Below are 19,940 nucleotides of genomic sequence, written 5' to 3' on the forward strand. Positions count from 1 at the left end.
TGCAAACGAACGGTAAACGTGTTCGGAGATTCGGCTCAACCGGCGGTGTCGGCGTCAGGCTTCGCAGCTGTGGACGTTCCAGCCGACGCCTTTTTCGCGGGTGATTTCTGAGCCTTAAGCTCCGCGATCTCGGCGCGCAGGGCGGCGATCTCGTCCTTGAGCACATCGAACTCGTCGCGGCGGACCAGGTCCATCTCGGCGACGAAGCGATCGGTCTGGGCGCGCCAGGCGGCCTTGGCCTCGTCGCCCGCAGCCTGGGCCAGACCCATAGCGCCCGTGGTCAGCTTGGCGAACTCGTCCAGAAGGGGATTGCGCGTCTGCATGATCAAATCTCGCGTCTCGGCCACACCAGTATATGGTTAATGGCGTCGTAAATTGGGTGAACGAAACCTTTCCGTTCGAACCGGCTATAAACTGCTTCGCGGGAAAAGCGCGCGACGAATGCAGTCTCGCTTGCTAGATGATTTCGGGTCCCAAACGGCGCTGACGGAGGCCCTGTGCCCTTCCCCGAATTCGATCCTGTCCTGATCCATCTGGGGCCCCTGCCCATCCGCTGGTACGCCCTGGCCTATGTCGCCGGGATCGTGCTGGGCTGGTGGTACGCCTCGCGTCTGGCCAAGACGGAGCGCCTGTGGGCGCCGGGCAAGCCGCCGGTGACGGGACCGCAACTGGACGACCTGGTGCTGTGGATCACCCTGGGCGTCATCCTGGGCGGCCGCTTCGGCTACGCCCTCTTCTACAAGCCGGCCATGTTCGCCCAGTTGTTCACCGGCGACAGTTGGGGCGAGCGGCTGGAGCTGCTGCAGCTGTGGACCGGCGGCATGAGCTTCCACGGCGGCTTCCTGGGCGTGGTTATCGCCATCGCGCTTTACGCCAACCGCCAGAAGATCAATCCGCTGAGCCTGGGCGACCTGATCGCCCCGGTCGCGCCGCTGGGCCTCTTCTTCGGCCGCATCGCCAACTTCATCAACGGCGAGCTGTGGGGCCGCGAGACGACGGTTCCCTGGGCCATCCGCTTCTGCAACGCCCGCATCGAACAGATGTACGGCTTCTGCCCCGCCGGCAACGAGCCGCGCCACCCCAGCCAGCTCTATGAGGCGGGCCTGGAGGGTCTGCTGCTGTTCGCCATCCTGTCGCTGGCCATCTGGAAGTGGAAGATGCTGAAGCGTCCGGGCTTCGTCACCGGCCTCTTCCTGCTGGGCTATGGCGTCTGCCGCGCCGCGCTGGAGAACGTGCGTCAGCCCGACGTCGGCCTGGACAACCTGCCGCTGGGCCTGACCATGGGCATGATCCTGTCGATCCCCATGATGCTGGCCGGCGCCTGGCTGATCTGGCGGGCGCTGAAGAAGCCGGTCGTCACGGAGGCGTAAGGCGTCATGACCGAGACCCTCAAGGACCGTCTGGTCCGCGAGATCGTGCTGACCGGGCCGATGACCGTGGCGGACTATGTCACCCGCTGCCTGCACGACCCCAGGGGCGGCTATTACTCGACGCGCCCAGCGCTGGGGGAAGGCGGCGACTTCATCACCGCGCCTCTGGTCAGCCAGATGTTCGGCGAGCTGATCGGCCTGTGGGCCATCGAGGTCTGGAGCCGTCTGGGCGCGCCCGAGCGGGTGCGGCTGGTCGAGGTCGGGCCGGGCGACGGGACCTTGATCTCGGACGCCCTGAGGGCCGCGCGGCTGGTCCCCGGCTTCCTGGAGGCCGTGGACCTGATCCTGATCGAGCCCAGCGCGCCATTGAGGGCCGAACAGGCGCGGCGGCTGGCCGACGCCGACGTCCACCCGCGCTGGCTCAGCGCCCTGCATCAGATCGAGACCGACGCCCCCGTCATCCTGATCGGCAACGAAGTGCTGGACTGCATGCCCGCGCGCCAGTTCATGAAGACCGAGGGCGGCTGGGCCGAGCGCCGCGTCGGCGTGACCGACGACAATGAGCTGACCTTCGGCCTGGTCGCCATATCCGGCGGCTTCGACCGGCCCGAGTACGACGTCGAGCCGGGCCAGGTGGTCGAGATTTCGGAGCAGCAGGCGGCCTTTGCGCGCGATCTCGCGACCCTGGTCAAGGCCGCCTCGGGCGCGGCCCTGCTGATCGATTATGGCCGCAGCCAGCCGGGGCCGGGCGACACCCTGCAGGGCCTGCGGCGACACCAGAAGGTCGATCCCCTGACGACGCCGGGCGAGGCCGACCTGACGCAATGGGCCGACTATCCGCTGGTGCTGGAGGCCGCCGTGCGCAGCGGCGCCGACGTGACCGGCTGCGTCGGTCAGGGCGCCTTCCTCAAGGCCCTGGGGATCGAAGCCCGCGCCCAGAGGTTGATGCAGGCCCGCCCCGACGCCGCCCCGGTCATCCAGCGCCAGCTGGACCGCCTGACCGCGCCGGACCAGATGGGCGAACTGTTCAAGGCGGCGGCGATCTTCTCGCCCCGCTCGCTGGTCCTGCCGGGTTTCTGAGGACTGCGGCCTGTTTCCGCAGGGAGTGTGACGATGCGTTTTTCCGAGCAGGAACGGGCCGTGCTTCTGGCCGTGAAGGGCGTCGGGCCCAAGGTGGTTGAGCGACTGGAGGAACAGGGCCTCGGCGCCTTTGAGCGACTGGCTCAGGCCGATCCCGCCGTCGTCTGCGCTGGGGCCGCCGTCAGTGTCGGCTCGACCTGCTGGAAGAACAGCCCCCAGGCGCGCAAGGCGATTGAAGCCGCCGTCGAAGCCGCCCGTATCTCTGTGGAGGCCGCATGAGCCTGAACCCGATCACCCACCCCCTGCTCGACAAGGCCGGGGTGCGCCACGGCTTCTTCACCCGCCAGGGCGGCGTGTCAGAGGGCATCTACACCGGACTGAACACCGGCGTCGGGTCCAAGGACGATCCGGCGTGCGTGGCTGAGAACCGCCGCCGCGTGGCCGAATGGATGGGCGGCGCCTATGACGACCTGTGCGGCTGCTATCAGATCCATTCCGCCGTGGCCCGCGTGGCCGAGGCCGGCTGGGCAGGCGAACGGCCCGAGGGCGACGCCGTGGTCGCCGGGGTCAAGGGCCCTGTCCTGACCGTCCTGACCGCCGACTGCGCGCCCGTCCTGTTCGCCGACGCCGAAGCCGGCGTTGTCGGCGCGGCCCATGCCGGCTGGAAGGGCGCCTTGGGGGGCATCGTCCACTCGACCGTCGCGGCGATGGAGGCCCTGGGCGCAAACCCTGCCCGCATGGTCGCGGTCGTCGGCCCCTGCATCGCCCAGGCCAGCTATGAGGTCGGCGCCGACTATCAGGAGCGGTTCGCCCACCATGATCCGGGCAGCGAACGCTTCTTCGCCCCCGGCGCGGGTGCGGACAAGCGCCTGTTCGACCTGCCCGGCTTCGTCCTGTGGCGGCTGGAGCAGGCCGGCGTCGGCGAGGCCGCCTGGACAGGCGACGACACGCGCGCGGACGCATCGCGCTTCTACTCGAACCGCCGGGCGTTTCTGGCGGGAGAACCGGATTTCGGGCGGTTGATCAGCGCGATCACGCAGACCTGATTTTCCTCCCCACTTGTGGGGAGGGGGACCGCGTAGCGGTGGAGGGGGCGACACAGAAGGCTGACGTCGAGACGCCCCCTCCGTCACGTCGCTATCGCGCCGCGCCACCTCCCTATGAAATGGGGAGGAAAGAGTACTTAGCCCGCCATCGCCATGTCGGGGACGCGCGTCGTTTCGCGCCAGGCGGCGGGCTGGGCCAGCAGGGCGCGGACCAGCTTGTTGTTCAGGGCGTGGCCCGCCTTGACGCCTTCGTAGCGGCCCAGAAGGGGCGCACCGAGGACGTAGAGGTCGCCGATGGCGTCCAGGGCCTTGTGGCGCACGAACTCGCGTTCCATGCGCAGGCCGCCCGGGTTCAGGATTTCGTCGCCGTCGATGACCACGGCGTTTTCCAGCGAACCGCCGCGCGCCAGACCGGCCTGACGCAGGGCCTCGACCTCATGGGCGAAGGCGAAGGTGCGGGCGGCCATGATGTCCGAGCGGAAGGTCGCCTCGTCCACGACGAAGTCCACCACCTGATTGCCGATGACCGGCGTGGGGAAGTCGATCTCGAAGCGCATCTCGTAGCGGTCGCAGGGCAGAAGGACGGCGGACTTGTCGCCCTCCTCCACCCGGATCGGCTTGAGGATCTCGATGTAGCGGACCGGGGCTTCCTGACGGCGGAAACCGGCGCGGTCGAGCAGTTGCACGAACTGCAGGGCCGAACCGTCCAGGATGGGCAGCTCGGGGCCATCGACCTCGATCACGGCGTTGGAGACGCCCAGGGCGCACAGGGCGGCCATCAGGTGCTCGATGGTCGACAGGCGCACGCCCGCCGCGTTCTCGATCATGGTGTTCAGGCGGGCGTCGATGACGGCCTCGCCCGAGACGGGGATGCGGTTGTCGCGGTCGGTGATGTCGGCGCGCACGAAGACGATGCCCGCGCCGGGCGCGGCCGGACGCACGACCAGCTTGACGCGCTGGCCGGTGTGAACGCCGACGCCGGCGCAGATGGCCGGAGCGACGATGGTCTGTTCGTGATGGTCGTTACGGACCGACAATGGACACTCTCTGTATTGCGCGGCTCCGCGCGTGCGGAGTTCGCCTCAGGTGTCGTTTAACCACGACGGCTCAAGCCCGAAATGAAAGATGGGTTTCGGATTGTTTCGGTCTGGCGACAGCTAGAAACAAATGAAAACGCCCCGGAGCCGGGCTCCGGGGCGTTTCAATCAGGGCTTCTTCCGATCAGTTCGCGAGGCGGCGAAGAAAGGAAGGGATTTCCAGGTCGTCGTCCTCAGCGTGACCGGCCTGATAGTCCTGGGTCGGCTGGGTCGCCTGGGTCTGCCGCAGTTGCTGGGTGGTGCGGTTCGACGACGGCTGCGGCGCATAGGACGGCTGCTGCTGTTGCGGCTGCTGGCGCTTCTTGCCGAACAGGCTCCAGCCGCTGCGGCGGTGATCGCGGTCGTCGTAGTATTCTTCTTCAGCGACCGGCTCTTCGCGACGCGGGGCCGGGCGAGCCTGAGGCTGCTGTTGCTGGCCGCGGTCGAAGTAGAGGTCGCCCTGCTCGGCCGACGCGGCGGCCGGTTGAGCGCGGACGGCGCCGGATTCATATTCCTCGACCCAGGGATCGACGATCGGCTCCAGGGTGCGGGGCGCGTCGTGGATGACGGGTTCAGGGCGCGGCTCGGGTGCGGCGCGGGCGGCGGGGGCCTCATAGACCGGGGCCGGTTCAGGTGCGCGGGCCGGTTCGCGCACCGGGTCGATGCGGACTTCCGGCTGGCGCGGCGCAGCGGCGGCCGTGGCCGGGCGGCGGTCCGAGAAGGCCGAACCCTGCGGCTCGATCTTCTGGATGACGGCTTCGTCCATGCCGGTGGCGACGACCGAGACGCGGATCTTGCCGTCCAGGGCCGGGTCGAAGGCGGCGCCGAAGATGATGTTGGCGTCACCGTCCACTTCGGCGGCGATGGCGTTGGCGGCCTCGTCCACTTCCAGCAGGGTCATGTCCAGACCGCCGGTGATGTTGACCAGCACGGCCTTGGCGCCCTTGAGGCTGGTCTCGTCCAGCAGCGGGTTGGCGATGGCGTTCTGAGCGGCCAGCAGGGCGCGATCGTCGCCCGTGGCCTCGCCCGTGCCCATCATCGCCTTGCCCATTTCGGACATGACGGCGCGGACGTCGGCGAAATCGAGGTTGATCAGGCCCGGCAGGATCATCAGGTCAGTGATCGAGCGGACGCCCGAGTGCAGCACCTGGTCGGCCATGCCGAAGGCGTCGGCGAAGGTCGTGCGCTCGTTGGCGACGCGGAACAGGTTCTGGTTCGGAATGACGATCAGGGTGTCGACGTAGCGCTGCAGCTCGGCGACGCCGGAGTCCGCCAGACGCATGCGGTGACGGCCTTCGAAGGTGAAGGGCTTGGTCACGACGCCGACGGTCAGGATGCCGCGATCGCGCGCGCACTTGGCGATGACGGGGGCCGCGCCAGTGCCGGTGCCGCCGCCCATGCCGCAGGTGATGAAGACCATGTGCGCGCCGTCCAGGTGCGCGTGGATCTCGTCAGCGCTCTCCTCGGCGGCGTTCATGCCGACTTCGGGGTGGGCGCCGGCGCCGAGGCCCTGGGTGATGGTCTCGCCCAGTTGGATGCGGCGGTCGGTCTTGGCGAAGCTGAGATGCTGGGCGTCGGTGTTGGCGACGACAAACTCGACCCCTTCAAGGCCGGCGTCGATCATGTTGTTGACGGCGTTCCCGCCCGCGCCGCCGACGCCGAAGACGACGATCCGGGGCTTCAGTTCCGTGTGTTGCGGCTTCACCAGCGAGAGAGACATGATTGTTGTTCCGACTTTCCGACCCTGCCCGTTAACCCCAATGCGAAATCCCCGCCGAATCGCATTGGTTATGAGCGCGTTAAGGAAAACCCTCTTTGCGTTAACGGAGTGTTACCCCGGTAATATGAGTCGCCGGATTTGAAAGCTGAGCCGGTGGATTTTCATAACGTTATTCCGAAATTCGCGCCCAACAGTGAATTGTGATCGGGACGCGCCCCTCCAGAATGTGGCAGAAACATGTAGTCGATAGGAATAGTCGACCAGTGACCTTGGGGGCAAAAATGCAGACTGTAAAACGAACGGCCTTGGCTGCGGGCGTCGCCGCGATGGTGATGTTGTCAGCCGCAGCGGCGTCGGCGGAGACATCCGCCGCGCCCGCCGCGACCGCCGAAGCTTTCCGCGCGCCGACGATTGAACAATTGGCCGCCTATCCCGCGCTCGCCAGCTTGACCGTGTCGCCCGACGGCAGACACCTGGCCGCCGTACAATCACGCGGAGAAGAACGGGTCGTCACAATCTGGGACGCAACCAACCTGTCCAACGAGCCGCGCAACCTCGGCGCGCAGCACATGAAGGTTCAGGGCGTTCAGTTCGTCAAGAACGGCGTCGTGGCGATTTCAGCCTGGCAGCCGTTCGAATCCGGCTCCTTCAAGACCTTCGCGAGCAAGCTATACTTGATCAACGTCAATGGAGGTGCGTGGAACGATCCCCTGACGACCATCCAGACCCGCTCGGAAAGCGAACGCGAACAACTGAGCCGCTCCAGCGCCCGCGTTCTGGATGCCCTTCCCAACGATCCGGATCACATCCTGATCAGCGTCGGCAGCGACATATACAAGTACAATGTTCGTCGGCATCGGTCCGAGCGCGTGTTGCGTTCGGGCGAGCGCGTCAACGGATACGATACCGATCTGAACGGCGATCTGCGGGCGCGCAGCCGCGCCGGCCGCGACGGCAACGGCCTGTATGTCGCGACGGAATTCCGCAACGCGGCCGGCGCGTGGGAGGAGCATGTCAGGAACTACGTCAAGGACCGCGAGGTCTTTTCCGTAGCCGGCTTCTCCAAAGACCCGAACATCGCCTTCGTCGTGTCAAACCGCGAGCGGGACAAGGCGGCGATCCTCGAATACGATATCGCCGCGCGGCGCCTGGGCGAGGTCGCCTTCAGCCACCCCCTGTTCGAAGCCACGGGCGTTTCGGTGTGGGATATTCCAGGCGATAATTTCGGAGAGATCGCCAGCTTTAGCTACGCCGGCCTGCGCGGCGAAACCTACCCGGTTCTTCCCGAGCTGGAGGCTCTGACGAACCGCATCAACGCGGCGCTCGGCATTCAAGAGACGCCGATCGACATCGTCGATCCCGCCACCGGACAACATCAGACCATCCCCTACAAAGCAGGGAAGCACGCCCGCATCGTCTCGGCGTCTCGCGACCTGAACACGATCATCGTCTGGGCCGGCAGCGCCAATGATCCCGGCGCCTATTACCTGCTGCGCAATAAAGAGCAACTGACGGTTCTGTCTCAGCCCTACCCCGACATCGCCCCCGCGGCGCTGGGCGCCACGTCCTACGCGACCTACGCCGCACGCGACGGGCAACTCATCCCCGCGTTTGTGACGCGCCCCAACGCCGAGCAGTTTGGGCCGGGCCCCTACCCCACGGTCATCATGCCTCACGGCGGCCCGTGGGCGCGCGACGACATGGAATGGGACGGTTCGATGTGGCCAGCCCTTCTGGCCTCGCGCGGCTACGCAATCATCCAGCCGCAATTCCGTGGCTCCTCCGGCTGGGGCACAGCCCTTTGGCGCGCGGGCGACGGCGAGTGGGGCCAGAAGATGCAGGATGACCTGGATGACGCCGTGGTCTGGGCTCAGGACCAAGGTCTCGCCAAACAGGGCCATGTGGCGATGTTCGGCTTCTCCTATGGCGGTTACGCCGCCATGGTCGCCGCCGTGCGTCCCAACGGGCTGTACAAATGCGCCATCGCAGGCGCGGGCGTCTCCGACCTGTCGCGAATTCGCGACTCCCTGCTCAACAACCCCTACACGCGCGAAGCTCAGCGCGACACGGTCAAGGGCCTGAGCCCTTCGTCGGTCGCAAACACCATCAGCATCCCGATCATGCTCTATCATGGCGAACGAGACCAAACCGCCCCGATCGAGCATTCGGAATGGTTCGTGGATAAAGCTCGCTCAAGCGGACAAGACGTACAGTTCACGCGGTTGACGGACTACGGTCACGGCAACGCATGGACGCGCGCGATAATGGCCCAGCAACTCGGCCTTATCGACACCTACTTCCGCGATGGCTGCAACGGCGGCCTGTAGATTAGGCGTCCACCTGGAAACCAACCCCGGCAGCTTCGCTGCCGGGGTTTTTTGTTGCCCCACGGGAGCCAACCACCCGTTCCCTGATCCACGCGACCGGACAGCCCCTCGCCGTTCGGCTCCAGGCTCCAGGCTCCAGGCTCCAGGCTCCAGGCTCTCGATTGTCGGGCCTTGGAACAAACAAAAAAGGGGGCGGTCGAAACCGCCCCCTTTCCGATGTCGAGTGTCGCTGGATTAGAAGCTGCGACCAACCCGGATGAAGCCACGACGGCCACGCATGTCGTAACCGTTCAATGCGGCCGTACCCACGCGCCAGGTCGAGGCGTCCGACGACGGCGGACGCTCGTCGAAGAGGTTGTTCACGCCGACCTGGAAGGTCCAGTCTTCAAGAGCGAAGCGAACCGAGGCCGAGTGGTAGGTCGTGAACTCGTTCCACATCTTGTAGGCGACTTCCTGGCCATACTTGGCCGAGTAGGCCGTGCGATAGCCGTACTGGTCGTAGTCCGAACCCTTGCCGATGGCGTCAACGGCGTAGTTCCAGGTCAGGTCGCCCGAACGCAGGGTCAGGCTCAGGTTACCGGCGTATTGCGGACCCGAGTAGTTGAAGGTGTTGCCGAGGTAGTCTTCGACTTCACCGCCCAGCGTGTTGGTGCGGTCTTCCAGCTTCCAGGTGTTCTGCGTCTGGAAGGTCAGATCACCCCACGGCGTGTCGCGGTCGTAGCGCAGCGTCAGGTCGATACCGCGGCTCCACTGCGTCGCGATGTTCACGTAGCTGTTGTTGACCGTCGTGATGTAGTTGGTGGCCGCATCACGTTCGAACAGGCTGCAGAAATCGGTACGACCACGCAGGCAGTACTCGATGATGTTGTAGGCGCCGAACTGCGAAACCTCGTTTTCGATTTCGATTTCGAAGTAGTCGACGGCGACCGACAGAGAAGCGAAACGCGGCGTCCAGATCACGCCCAGGCTGCGCGACTCAGCCGTTTCAGCTTCCAGCACGCCTGCACCACCGTTGGTGAAGATGGTCGCGCTCGAACCGCCGGTGTGGTCGTCGGGGATGCCCAGGGCCTGACATGCGGCCAGAACGTTCGGGTCAATCGCGCTGTTGTTGCCATAGTTATAGCAGGGGTCGACCGAAGCCTGCGAGCCGTAGCCCGTCTGGTTGCCCAGGAACAGTTCGTACAGCGCCGGAGCGCGGAACGAGGTGCCGATCGAACCACGGACACGGTACTCAGGCGTGATCTGCCAGTTCAGACCGGCCTTCCAGGTCGAGTTCGTGCCGTAGCTGTCATAGTCCGACACGCGGCCCGACACGTTCAGGGTCAGGGATTCAGCGAACGGCATAGCCTTCAGCAGCGGCACGTCCAGCTCGGCGAAGGCCTCGCGGATGTCGTCCGAACCGACCGTGCGACCAGCGCTGGTGTACAGCGCGATGTTGCGGTTGGCGGCCTGTTCGCCCGGAGTGTCGTCGATCTTCTCGTGGCGGATTTGAGCGCCGAAGGCGAAGCCGACATCACCGGCGGGCAGCGAGAACAGGTTGTCCGTGCTGATGACGCCTTCGATGTAAGCGTGGTCGTAGGTCGTGGTGTACTCTTCGTTGATGAAGAGGAAATCGCGCTCAGCCTGCGTGTAGTTGCCGGCGAGAACGCGAGCGTCAGCCCACGGGATACCGTTCGGAAGAGCGGCGCAGTCGAAGTTCGAGACGTTGCCGCCGACCGGGTTGTTGGTGCAGGCCACGTCCGGGCTGTTCAGGGCCAGGAAGCGGTCCAGGTAAACGCGCGGGCCGTTGTCATAGACGGCGTCCGACAGCGAATATTGGCCGTAGACATCCCAGTCGAAGTTGCGACCGAAGGCCGAGAACTGGCCACGGGCGCCGGCGACGGCGCGGTAATAGTCCACAACCTGGTTCGAGCTGGACTCATAAACGCCAACCGTTTGAACCGTGCGGCCGAACGGGTTGTTCGGGTTGGAGATCGGCAGGTTGTTCGGCGCGCCGTTGACGGTGTTGCGCTGAGCAAAGCTCTGGAAGATCTGGCCCACGCCGTTCTGCGAGGATTCACGACGGTTGTACATCAGCTCGGTGTACAGCTCGACGTTCGGCGTCAGGTCATAGCCGCCGATGAAGGTCAGGGTCGCACGTTCCGTCGGGCTGATGACGGTCGAACGGTTCCACAGCTCCGACTCGGTCGGGGCGTAGAGGTAGGTGTTCTTGTCAGCGGAGTTGTTGAAGCGCGCCCAATCCGCATACGGCGAGGTGTTGCCCGGGGTGTCGTAGTTGTAGCCGTAACCCGAGAGGTCCTTGCGAACCAGCGAACCCACGCCCGACACCGACACGTACTGGTTGGTGAAGTTCACGCACTTGTACTTGCCCGTGCGCGGATCGATGTAGTCGACGCGCTCGCCGGTAGCGGCGCTGTGCAGGTTGTCGGCTTGGCAGCCCGTGTCATCGCGATCCGCGCGACGCAGCGCTTCAGCGCGATAGTATTCCGCGCCGACGCTGAAATAGCCGCGGTCGAAGGTCTTACCGTAGCTGCCGTCAATGCGGTAGACTTCGCCGCCATCCTCGAACGGCTGGCTCGCGTAGGCGCTCATGTAGCCGCCATCGAGATCGCGCTTGGTGACGATGTTGATGACGCCGGCCACGGCGTCCGAACCGTACAGCGACGAAGCACCGTCCTTCAGGATGTCGAAGCGTTCGACCACCGACTGCGGAATGACGTTCAGGTCGAAGGCTTGCACCTGGCCGCGCGTACCGGCCGGACCTGCGCGGCGGCCGTTCAGCAGCGTCAGGGTGCGTTGCGAGCCCAGGCCGCGCAGCGCAACCGATTGCGTGCCGCCGCCGCCAGCCGTCACATAGCCGGTCAGTTGGTCGTTCAGCTGGAACGAGCCGGCCGCGAGCGACGACGACATCAGAGCCGTGGCGGCGTCAGCGGTGCCCTTCAGTTCAGCCTGCTCAGCCGTGATCACCTGGATCGGCTGCGTGCTGGTGAACTCGCTCCGGCGAATGCGCGAACCGGTGACGACCACTTCCGAAACCTGGGTCGTTTGCGTGGTCGACGCCGGCGGCGTCGTCGCGGACTGGGTGGTGGTCTGAGCCAAGGCGGGGGCGGCGACAGCCATCACGCCAGCCAAAACCGTCGTCCCAAACAAATACTTACGCTTCAAGTGCATATGAATGTCGCCCCAACTCTTGATGAAAACCTCTGCGGATCGAACGGTCGGTCCGCAGCCCAAGCGTCCCGTCTAGCTAAATTTACCGCAGCGACAAGCTTTGTGACCCAAATCAGGCCATCGCACGTCAAACCTGTAACAATGGAGACACAGTCCGGTCACAGATGGCCGACACCCGTTCCTTGAGCGGAGATCATTCTCGTTTTGGCCGAGATGACGCACAAATCGCGCGCAGGCAGCGCCCTTCGAGGCGTTTCCGACAAACACCTATCAGACGCCGTGCGCCTAAATCAGACAGGAATGGGACCGGCCCTGCCCCGCAGGGGCCGCCAAGCGGCCCAGGGGCGGCCTAGAGGTTGTCGCGCAGCCAGCCGGCGGCGCGGGCGACCATGCCGCCGCGGTGGACCTTGGGGGCGTCGGCGGCGGTGATCTGACGGGACATCAGCTTGCGGGCGGAGACGGCCTCGCGCGGGCCGTAGGCGGCGCGCAGCAGGACGCCCGAGGCCGAGCAGAAGGCCGGGCCTGAGGCGGCGTCGGCCAGGTGGGGCGCGCGTTGCGGTTTGCCCAGGCGGACCGGGCGGTCGAAGACGCGCACAGCCAGTTCACGCACGCCGTTCAACTGGCTGGCGCCGCCGGTCAGGACGATGCCCGCGCCCGGGTCCATGCCGACGCCGGCGTGCTTGAGCCGGTCGCGCAGCAGTTCGAGGGTTTCTTCGACGCGCGGGGCGATGACGGTCTTCAGCATGGCGCGCGGGACGATGACGGGACCGGCGGACGGGTCCTCGCCGCGCGGCGGGGCCTCCAGCATCTCGCGGTCCTCGTTGGCCGAAGCCATGGCCGAGCCGTGCAGGGTCTTCAGGCGTTCGGCGCCGACCTTGGAGGTCGACAGGCCGCGCGCGATGTCGGCGGTGACGTGATCGCCGCCGACGTTCAGCGATTCGATGTGCAGCAGGCTGCGGCCGCCCCAGACGGCCGCCGAGGTCGAGCCGCCGCCCATGTCGATGCAGACGCTGCCCAGCTCCATCTCGTCCTCTTCCAGCGCGGCGAGCGAGGAGACGACGGGGGCGGCGGCCACGCCTTGCAGGTCGAGGTGCGCCAGTTCGAGGCAGTGGCTGAGGGCGCCGAAGGAGCCTTCGGACATGGAGACGACCAGCAGGTCGAGCCCCAGCGAGCCGCCGCGCATGGAGCGCGGGTCATGGACGCCGCGCGCCCCGTCCACCGACCAGGCGATGGGCAGGACGTGGATCGGACGGCGGTTGGGCAGGCGGATCTGGGCCAGGGCCATGCCGATGGCGCGGGCCAGGTCGCCGTCGCTGATCGGATGGGCGCCGAGCGAGACGCGGGCCTGGACCCGGTGGCTGGCCATCTGGCCGATGGCCGTGGTGACGATGACGCCGGAGACGGGCGAACCGGCGGCGCGCTCGGCGCGCTCGACCGCGTGACCGATGGCCTGGGCGGCCTCGTCCATGTTGACGATGGCTCCGCCGCGCACGCCGCGCGACTGGACATGGCTGGCGCCGGCGACGCGAATGGTGCGGTCGGCGTGGCGCACGCCCTCGGGCTTCATGATGAAGCAGGCGACCTTGGACTGACCCAGGTCGAGCGCGGCCACGGCCGGAGCGCGCGGGGCGCCCTTGGCTTGATCCGTGTTCGTGTCTCGGCTGCGTCCGGCCATGATGATCGTGTCCTGGGTATTTGTGTCAGACGGCGCCTTCGGAGGGCCGGACGGCGACCTCCTCGGGCGTGCGGAGATCGACCCGGGCGAAGCCCAGATCGAGAAGGCGTTCGCGCTGGTCCAGCGCGTCGAGGCGGATCAGGGCGCTGTCCTGATCGACGGCGGGCAGCTGGATCAGGGCGCCGTCCTTGAGGCGCAGGTCCCAGCGGCGCTCGTCCACGCGGACCAGGGCCTCGATGCGGGCCATCAGACGCGGGCGCTGGGCCAGAAGCGGCAGGATTTCAGACGCGGTCTGATCGGCGCCCTTGCCCACCACCAGCGGCAGCCTGGGATAGCGGCCGGCGTCGGCGCCCTGGATGACCTGGCCGCGGCTGTCGATGACATAGGCGTGGCCGCCGGTCTGCCAGACGGCCAGACGGTCGTGTTCCTTGACGTCGACGATCAGGGTGTCGGGCAGCAGGCGCACCACGCGCGCCTCCTTGACCCAGCCCACGGCCTGCACCCGGTCGCGCACGGCGTTCAGGTCCAGACTGACGATGGGCTGGTCGGCGCTGACGCCGACGGCCTGCTGGATGGCGGCGCGGGCCTCGGGCGAGGCGCCGGTGACGTGCAGCTTCTTCACCTTCAGGCCCATGCCCGAGGTGAGGCTGTCGAACCTGTTGGAAACCGAGTTGGAGATGCGTTCGGCCCGCGCCCCGGTGGCCAGGACCCCGCCCAGCACCACGACGCCCGCCACGATGGAGATCAGGACGGCGCGCGGCGACAGGTCCAGCCGACCGATGGCGGCGACCTTGCCCGGCGTGGCCGGAGCGTTGCGGGAGCCCTGCCCCCTGCCCTTCGTCGAACCCTGTCGCCGACCGCCACGCACTACCGCGGGCATGAGGCGTCCTCCACCATCCACCGAACCAGATCACGATACGCCATCCCCACATGGGCGGCCTGCTCGGGACTGAGCGAGGTCGGCGTCATGCCGGGCTGGGTGTTGACCTCCAGAAGAACGAGAACGTCCTTAACATCGTCATAACGAAAGTCGGATCGCGACACGCCGCGGCAGCCCATGGCCGTGTGGGCCAGCTCGGACTGACGCAGGGCCGCCTCGAAGACATGGGCCGGCAGATCGGCGGGCAGGACGTGCTTGGAGCCGCCCTCGGCGTATTTGGCCTCGTAGTCGTAGAAGCCCTTGGCCGGGGTGATGTCGGTGATGGTCAAGGCGCGCGGGCCGGTCGCCTCGCCCAGAACGGTGACGGCCAGTTCCTTGCCGCGAATGAAGGGCTCGACCATGACCAGGTCGCCATACTTCCATTCGGGCGCGCCGATCTCGACCGGCGGGGACTCGGCGCTCTCGTGCACCACATAGACGCCGACCGAAGAGCCTTCGGCGTTCGGCTTGATGACATAGGGCGGCGGAATGACGTGGCCGCGTGCGACCTCATGACGGTCGAACAGGCCGCCGCCGGGGACGATGACGCCCGCCGCGCTCAGCACGGCCTTGGACTTGTCCTTGTCCATCGCCAGGGCCGAGGCCAGGACGCCGGAGTGGGTGTAGGGGATCTTCAGAGTCTCGAGGATGCCCTGGACGCAGCCGTCCTCGCCCCATTTTCCGTGCAGGGCGTTGAAGACGACGTCGGGTTTCAGCGCCGTCAGCACCTGAGCCAGATCGCGACCGGCGTCGACGCGGGTGACCTTGGCGACCTGACCCTCCAGGGCGTCGGCGCAGCCGCGACCCGAGGACAGCGAAACCTCGCGTTCGGACGACAGGCCGCCCATCAGGACAGCGACGTGAAGGGTGTTCAGGGGCGCGCGCATGGGACGATCCGACTACTAGCCCGCCCCTATGGACTGAATACGGTTAACCGGTTGGAAACGATAGCGGGACGGATGCGGAATTCGCACCGGATCATCGCGGATCGGGAGTGGCGAAACGCACGCCTTGAAAAGCCTGATCGGCCACGCCTGACATCCTGAACAATTGATGCTAGGAGGCCCGCCCATGAGCGCAGCCGTCATCGTCTTCCCGGGTTCCAACTGCGACCGCGACTGCAAGGTCGCCGTCGAACGTTCCACTGGCGAACAGGTCCAAATGGTCTGGCACGCCGAGACCGAGCTGCCGAAAGGCCTCGATCTGATCGTCCTGCCGGGCGGCTTCTCCTACGGCGACTATCTGCGCTGCGGCGCGATGGCGGCCCAGGCCCCGATCATGCAGGCGGTCAAGAAGGCCGCCGACGACGGCGTCGCCGTCCTGGGCATCTGCAACGGCTTCCAGGTCCTGTGCGAAGCCGGCATGCTGCCGGGCGCCCTGCTGCGCAACGCCGGTCTGAAATATGTCTGCAAGCCGATCAGCCTGACGGTCGCCAACGGCCAGACCCGCTTCACCTCGGGCTATCAGGGCCAGCGCGAAGTCGTCATGACCCAGGGCAACGGCGACGGTAACTACTTCGCCGACGCCGAGACCCTGGCCCGTCTCGAGGGCGAGGGCCAGGTGGTCTTCCGCTATGTCGACAACCCCAACGGCTCCGTCGCCGACATCGCCGGCATTCAGAACGAGCGCGGCAACGTCCTGGGCATGATGCCCCACCCCGACCGCGCCTTCGAAGCCGAACTGGGCAGCGCCGACGGCGCCACCCTGTTCCAGAGCATCTACGCGGCGGCCTAAGCCCTCTTACTTGCGGCCGCGGTCCAGGACGCTGGCGCTGCGGCCCAGTTCGTCGACCTCGATTTCCTCCTCGACCGGCTCGCCGTCCTCATCCAGCGGGCGCTCCAGCGTGCCCTTTGCCCCGGACTCGCCGATGGCGGCCAGTTCGCGGGCGCCGACGCCCAGGCCCTGTTCCAGGGCGCGGTTGGTTTCCACCTCCTCGGTGTCGAGGGCCGGGTCGTCCGGCAGGTCGTCGGGGTCGGCCATGGCGCATCTCCTGAGCCAGCTGTCTGTCCTGACCTAAGCGGGGCGGCCCCCAGAGAGTTCCGTCGCCGTCCCTTGAACCAAACCGGCGCCCGACGCGTATGTATGGCGAAGCTGAGCCGGAGACGCCCGCATGTCCGCCATCGAACGCCCCACGCCCCGCCAGCGGACCCGCCGCCTGGTCGTCCTGGCCGCCGCCGTCTTCGCCGTCGTGGTCCCCGTGGTTCAGCGCCTGGGCGGGTTCGGCCTGTCGCAGGCTGAGTTCGCGGCGGACGGGGACCAGACCCTGCAGGTGGCGGGCTACGCCTTTTCGATCTGGGGCCTGATCTATCTGGGCCTGCTGGCCTATGCCGTTCGCCAGGCCCTGCCCCAGACCGGCGAGAGCGTGCTGATCAACCGCATGGGCTGGCCCTCGGCGGTGGCCATGTTCGGCATCGGCATGTGGATCGTCGCCGCCGCCCTGAACCTGAAGGCGGCCAGCGTGATCATTATCTTCGCTTCGCTTCTCGCCTTGCTGGTTCCGCTTCTGGTCAATGGAAGGACCATCCGCATGACCGGGGTGATGGACCGCGACCGCTGGTTCCTGATCTGGCCTTTGGCGGCGCTGGCGGGCTGGCTGACGGTCGCGGCGCCGCTGAACCTGATCACCACGGCGACGGCGTTCGACGCCCTGCCCGCTTTCGCCTCCCCCACGGCCTGGGCCATCGTCGCCATCGTGGTCGTGGTCCTGGTGGCGATCGAGGTGACGCTCTACCTGCGCACCCTGGCCTACAGCCTGCCGATCGCCTGGGGTCTGGTGGGGGCCTTCGTGGCGGAGCAGGAGCGGAATCCGATGTTGGGCTTCACCGCCCTAGGCGCCGCCTTCCTGCTGGCGGTCGCCGCCGTCATCATCACATTCGGTCTGAAACGCGGGATCGAGCGCGCCCGCTAATCGGACGGGCTGACAGGAGGCTCAGACCCGGCTAGAAGCCCCGCCCATGAGCGCTCCGCAAAAGACCACCGCAGAATTGGCCGCTGAATACGGTCTGGCTCCGAACGAGTATCAGGTCCTGCTGGACCGGCTGGGCCGAGAGCCCAACCAGGTCGAGCTGGGCGTCTTCTCGGTGATGTGGTCCGAGCACTGCTCCTACAAATCCTCCAAGAAGCAGTTGATGAAGTTCCCCGTCACGGGACCGCGCGTCATCTGCGGTCCGGGCGAGAACGCCGGGGTCATCGACATCGACGACGGCGACGCCTGCATCTTCAAGATGGAGAGCCACAACCACCCCTCCTACATCGAGCCCTATCAGGGCGCGGCGACGGGCGTGGGCGGCATCATGCGCGACGTCTTCACCATGGGCGCCCGCCCGGTGGCCCTGTTGAACGCCCTGCGTTTCGGCGATCCCTCGCACGAGAAGTCCAAGCGCCTGGTCAAGGGCGTGGTCGCCGGCATCGGCGGCTACGGCAACTGCGTCGGCGTGCCGACGGTCGCCGGCGAGACCAACTTCCACAAGGGCTACAACGGCAACATCCTGGTCAACGCCATGTGCGTCGGCCTGGCGCGCGCCGACGAGATCTACTACTCGGCCGCGCCGGAAGCCGGCCACGACGTGGTCTACTTCGGCTCCAAGACGGGCCGCGACGGCATCCACGGCGCCACCATGTCCTCGACCGAGTTCGACGACGAGTCGGAGGCCAAGCGTCCCACCGTCCAGGTCGGCGACCCCTTCGCCGAAAAGCTGCTGATCGAGGCCACGCTGGAGCTGATGGCCTCGGGCGCCGTCGCCGCCATTCAGGACATGGGCGCAGCGGGTCTGACCTCCTCCTCGGTCGAAATGGCCGGCAAGGGCGGCGTCGGCGTCGAGCTGGACCTCGACAAGGTGCCCCAGCGCGAAACCGGCATGACCGCCTATGAGATGATGCTGTCGGAAAGCCAGGAGCGGATGCTGGCCGTCCTGAAGCCCGGCTTCGAGGACGTCGGCTATCGCATCTTCCAGAAGTGGGGCCTGGACTTCGCCATCATCGGCAAGACGACCAACACCGGCCATCTGGTGCTGAAGCATCACGGCGAGGTGGTCTGCGACGTGCCGCTGGCCCCGCTGTTCGACGACGCCCCCCTCTATGACCGTCCCTGGGTCCAGCCGGAACTGCAGCCGCGCCTCGACCCGGCCGAGGTCCCGGCCCCGGAAAGCTGGAACGACGCGGTCATCAAGGTCATCGCCTGCCCCGACATGGCCTCCAAGCGCTGGATCTGGGAACAGTACGACCGCCACGTCATGGCCGACACCCTGCAGGACTCCTCGACCGGCGCCGACGCCGGCGTGGTTCGGGTCCACGGCACGGACAAGGGTCTGGCCGTCACCAGCGACTGCACCCCGCGCTATGTTCAGGCCGACCCCTATGAGGGCGGCAAGCAGGCCGTGGCCGAGGCCTGGCGCAACCTGACCGCCGTGGGCTCGCGCCCCATCGCCATCACCGACAACCTCAACTTCGGCAACCCGCAGCGCCCCGAGATCATGGGCCAGATCGTGCGCGCCACCGACGGCATGGCCGAGGCCTGCCGCGAACTGGACTTCCCCGTCGTGTCGGGCAACGTCAGCCTCTATAACGAGACCAACGGCGTCGCCATTCCGCCGACCCCGACGGTCGGCGCGGTGGGCCTGCTGAGCAACTATGACGTGGTCACCGGCTTCGGCGGCGTGGTCGAGGGCGATGTCCTGGTCCTGATCGGCCAGACCCACGGCGAGCTGGGGTCTTCCATCTATCTGCGCGAAGTTCTAGGCCGCGAAGACGGCGCCCCCCCGCCGGTCGACCTGAAGCTGGAACGCAAGACCGGCGACTTCGTGCGCGGCCTGATCGAAACCGGCGAACTGACGGTCGTTCACGACCTGTCGGACGGCGGTCTGGTCGGCGCCGCCGCCGATCTGGCCCTGGCCTCGGACGTCGGCATCGAGCTGAACGCCTCCAGCGCCGCCCACGCCCACGGCTTCCTGTTCGGCGAAGACCAGGCCCGCTATCTGGTCGCCGTCTCGGACGCCGAGGCCCTGATCGTCAAGGCTCAGGAAGCCGGTCTGCACGCCTCGGTCGTCGGCGCCGCCAAGGGCGCGGACTTCGCCTCCTCGGGTCCGAAGGGCGAGCTCTACCGCATCCCCGTCGCCCACCTGCGCGAGATCCACGAAAGCTGGATGCCGAACTGGATCGAAGGCTGATGCACCTGCGCGCCGTCGCTTTCGTCGTCGCTGGCGCGGCCCTGCTGGCCGCCTGCGACTTCGAGGGCGGCGACCCGGTCCAGCACGCCCTGCGCGACGCCGCCGCCGCACGGCAGGCGGCCGCGCTGAAGACCACGGAAGAACAGGAGGCGGCCGCCGTCCGGCGCGCCGCTTCTACGCCCGCCGAGGGCGACGAGCTTTCGCGCCTGATCGCCGCGCGCCGTCAGGCCGTCGAGGACACCCGCGTCCTGCTGGCCGCCACCACCGACCCGGCCCTCAAAGGCCAGTTGACCGGCGACCTTAAGGCCGAGGAAGGCCGTCTGCAGGCGCTCGAAGCGCACGCCGCCGCACGATAGCCCCAAAACCGCCCCCAGCCCGCATTAGCATGACG

The 19,940-nt window shown here is 67.0% G+C and carries 17 protein-coding genes; 9 read left to right on the forward strand and 8 right to left on the reverse strand.

Annotated elements, in window-relative coordinates:
• Window positions 1-35 precede the first annotated feature (35 nt).
• Entirely contained in the window at window positions 36-323 is a 288-nt protein-coding gene (locus ACR9FL_RS12630) for an accessory factor UbiK family protein (protein WP_436355832.1), read from the reverse strand.
• A gap of 174 nt (window positions 324-497) precedes the next feature.
• Here ACR9FL_RS12630 and lgt point away from each other — a divergent pair, with 174 nt between their 5' ends.
• From lgt to pgeF, 4 genes are read left to right on the forward strand one after another with little or no spacing between them, the layout of a single operon-like run.
• A complete protein-coding gene (gene lgt / locus ACR9FL_RS12635; protein WP_297934579.1) occupies window positions 498-1,370 on the forward strand; it encodes a prolipoprotein diacylglyceryl transferase in 873 nt (290 codons plus the stop codon).
• A gap of 6 nt (window positions 1,371-1,376) precedes the next feature.
• Entirely contained in the window at window positions 1,377-2,450 is a 1,074-nt protein-coding gene (locus ACR9FL_RS12640) for a class I SAM-dependent methyltransferase (protein ID WP_296178139.1), read from the forward strand.
• A gap of 33 nt (window positions 2,451-2,483) precedes the next feature.
• Window positions 2,484-2,729, forward strand: a complete 246-nt coding sequence (locus tag ACR9FL_RS12645) for a helix-hairpin-helix domain-containing protein (protein WP_296178142.1) — start codon at window positions 2,484-2,486, stop codon at window positions 2,727-2,729.
• A complete protein-coding gene (gene pgeF, locus ACR9FL_RS12650) occupies window positions 2,726-3,496 on the forward strand; it encodes a peptidoglycan editing factor PgeF (protein ID WP_436355833.1) in 771 nt (256 codons plus the stop codon). The genes ACR9FL_RS12645 and pgeF overlap by 4 nt, the downstream gene beginning before the upstream one ends.
• A gap of 137 nt (window positions 3,497-3,633) precedes the next feature.
• On the opposite strand, the gene lpxC is transcribed toward pgeF, so the two are convergent.
• A complete protein-coding gene (gene lpxC, locus ACR9FL_RS12655; RefSeq protein WP_436355834.1) occupies window positions 3,634-4,533 on the reverse strand; it encodes a UDP-3-O-acyl-N-acetylglucosamine deacetylase in 900 nt (299 codons plus the stop codon).
• 184 nt (window positions 4,534-4,717) lie between these two features.
• Complete coding sequence (gene ftsZ, locus ACR9FL_RS12660) at window positions 4,718-6,292, reverse strand: cell division protein FtsZ (protein WP_296178151.1); 1,575 nt, start codon at window positions 6,290-6,292, stop codon at window positions 4,718-4,720.
• A gap of 281 nt (window positions 6,293-6,573) precedes the next feature.
• Between ftsZ and ACR9FL_RS12665 the strand changes: the two genes are divergently transcribed.
• Window positions 6,574-8,619 (forward strand): alpha/beta hydrolase family protein, encoded by a 2,046-nt coding sequence (locus ACR9FL_RS12665; RefSeq protein ID WP_436355835.1) that lies wholly within the window; start codon window positions 6,574-6,576, stop codon window positions 8,617-8,619.
• A gap of 234 nt (window positions 8,620-8,853) precedes the next feature.
• Here the strand turns inward: ACR9FL_RS12665 and ACR9FL_RS12670 are convergent, their stop codons facing one another.
• The 4 genes from ACR9FL_RS12670 to ACR9FL_RS12685 all read right to left on the reverse strand — a co-directional run bounded on the left by ACR9FL_RS12670 (window position 8,854) and on the right by ACR9FL_RS12685 (window position 15,271).
• The gene (locus tag ACR9FL_RS12670; protein ID WP_296175297.1) at window positions 8,854-11,739 is read right to left on the reverse strand and encodes a TonB-dependent receptor plug domain-containing protein; all 2,886 of its coding nucleotides are present in this window, start codon (window positions 11,737-11,739) and stop codon (window positions 8,854-8,856) included.
• Window positions 11,740-12,139: 400 nt separating this feature from the next.
• Entirely contained in the window at window positions 12,140-13,465 is a 1,326-nt protein-coding gene (gene ftsA / locus ACR9FL_RS12675; protein ID WP_105563928.1) for a cell division protein FtsA, read from the reverse strand.
• A 25-nt stretch (window positions 13,466-13,490) separates the two neighbouring features.
• Window positions 13,491-14,345 carry a cell division protein FtsQ/DivIB gene (locus tag ACR9FL_RS12680; RefSeq protein WP_296175296.1) on the reverse strand — a complete coding sequence of 285 codons (855 nt, stop codon included), beginning with the start codon at window positions 14,343-14,345 and terminating at the stop codon, window positions 13,491-13,493.
• Window positions 14,333-15,271 carry a D-alanine--D-alanine ligase gene (locus tag ACR9FL_RS12685; RefSeq protein WP_296175294.1) on the reverse strand — a complete coding sequence of 313 codons (939 nt, stop codon included), beginning with the start codon at window positions 15,269-15,271 and terminating at the stop codon, window positions 14,333-14,335. The genes ACR9FL_RS12680 and ACR9FL_RS12685 overlap by 13 nt, the downstream gene beginning before the upstream one ends.
• Window positions 15,272-15,455: 184 nt before the next feature.
• Here ACR9FL_RS12685 and purQ point away from each other — a divergent pair, with 184 nt between their 5' ends.
• Window positions 15,456-16,118 carry a phosphoribosylformylglycinamidine synthase subunit PurQ gene (gene purQ, locus ACR9FL_RS12690; protein WP_292032795.1) on the forward strand — a complete coding sequence of 221 codons (663 nt, stop codon included), beginning with the start codon at window positions 15,456-15,458 and terminating at the stop codon, window positions 16,116-16,118.
• A 6-nt stretch (window positions 16,119-16,124) separates the two neighbouring features.
• On the opposite strand, the gene ACR9FL_RS12695 is transcribed toward purQ, so the two are convergent.
• Window positions 16,125-16,364 (reverse strand): hypothetical protein, encoded by a 240-nt coding sequence (locus ACR9FL_RS12695; protein ID WP_296175293.1) that lies wholly within the window; start codon window positions 16,362-16,364, stop codon window positions 16,125-16,127.
• Window positions 16,365-16,494: 130 nt separating this feature from the next.
• Here ACR9FL_RS12695 and ACR9FL_RS12700 point away from each other — a divergent pair, with 130 nt between their 5' ends.
• The 3 genes from ACR9FL_RS12700 to ACR9FL_RS12710 are packed head-to-tail and all read left to right on the forward strand — an operon-like array spanning window position 16,495 to window position 19,905.
• Window positions 16,495-17,292: a hypothetical protein gene (locus ACR9FL_RS12700; protein ID WP_436355836.1), complete on the forward strand. Its 798-nt coding sequence runs from the start codon at window positions 16,495-16,497 to the stop codon at window positions 17,290-17,292.
• Between the two features lie 46 nt (window positions 17,293-17,338).
• Entirely contained in the window at window positions 17,339-19,549 is a 2,211-nt protein-coding gene (gene purL, locus ACR9FL_RS12705; RefSeq protein WP_436355837.1) for a phosphoribosylformylglycinamidine synthase subunit PurL, read from the forward strand.
• On the forward strand, window positions 19,549-19,905 hold the full coding sequence (locus tag ACR9FL_RS12710) for an indole-3-glycerol-phosphate synthase (RefSeq protein WP_436355838.1): 357 nt from the start codon (window positions 19,549-19,551) through the stop codon (window positions 19,903-19,905). Before purL ends, ACR9FL_RS12710 begins: the two co-directional genes overlap by 1 nt.
• The last annotated feature ends 35 nt before the right edge of the window (window positions 19,906-19,940 follow it).

The sequence above is a fragment of the Brevundimonas sp. CEF1 genome, assembly GCF_051353055.1.
Taxonomy (GTDB): Bacteria; Pseudomonadota; Alphaproteobacteria; order Caulobacterales; family Caulobacteraceae; genus Brevundimonas.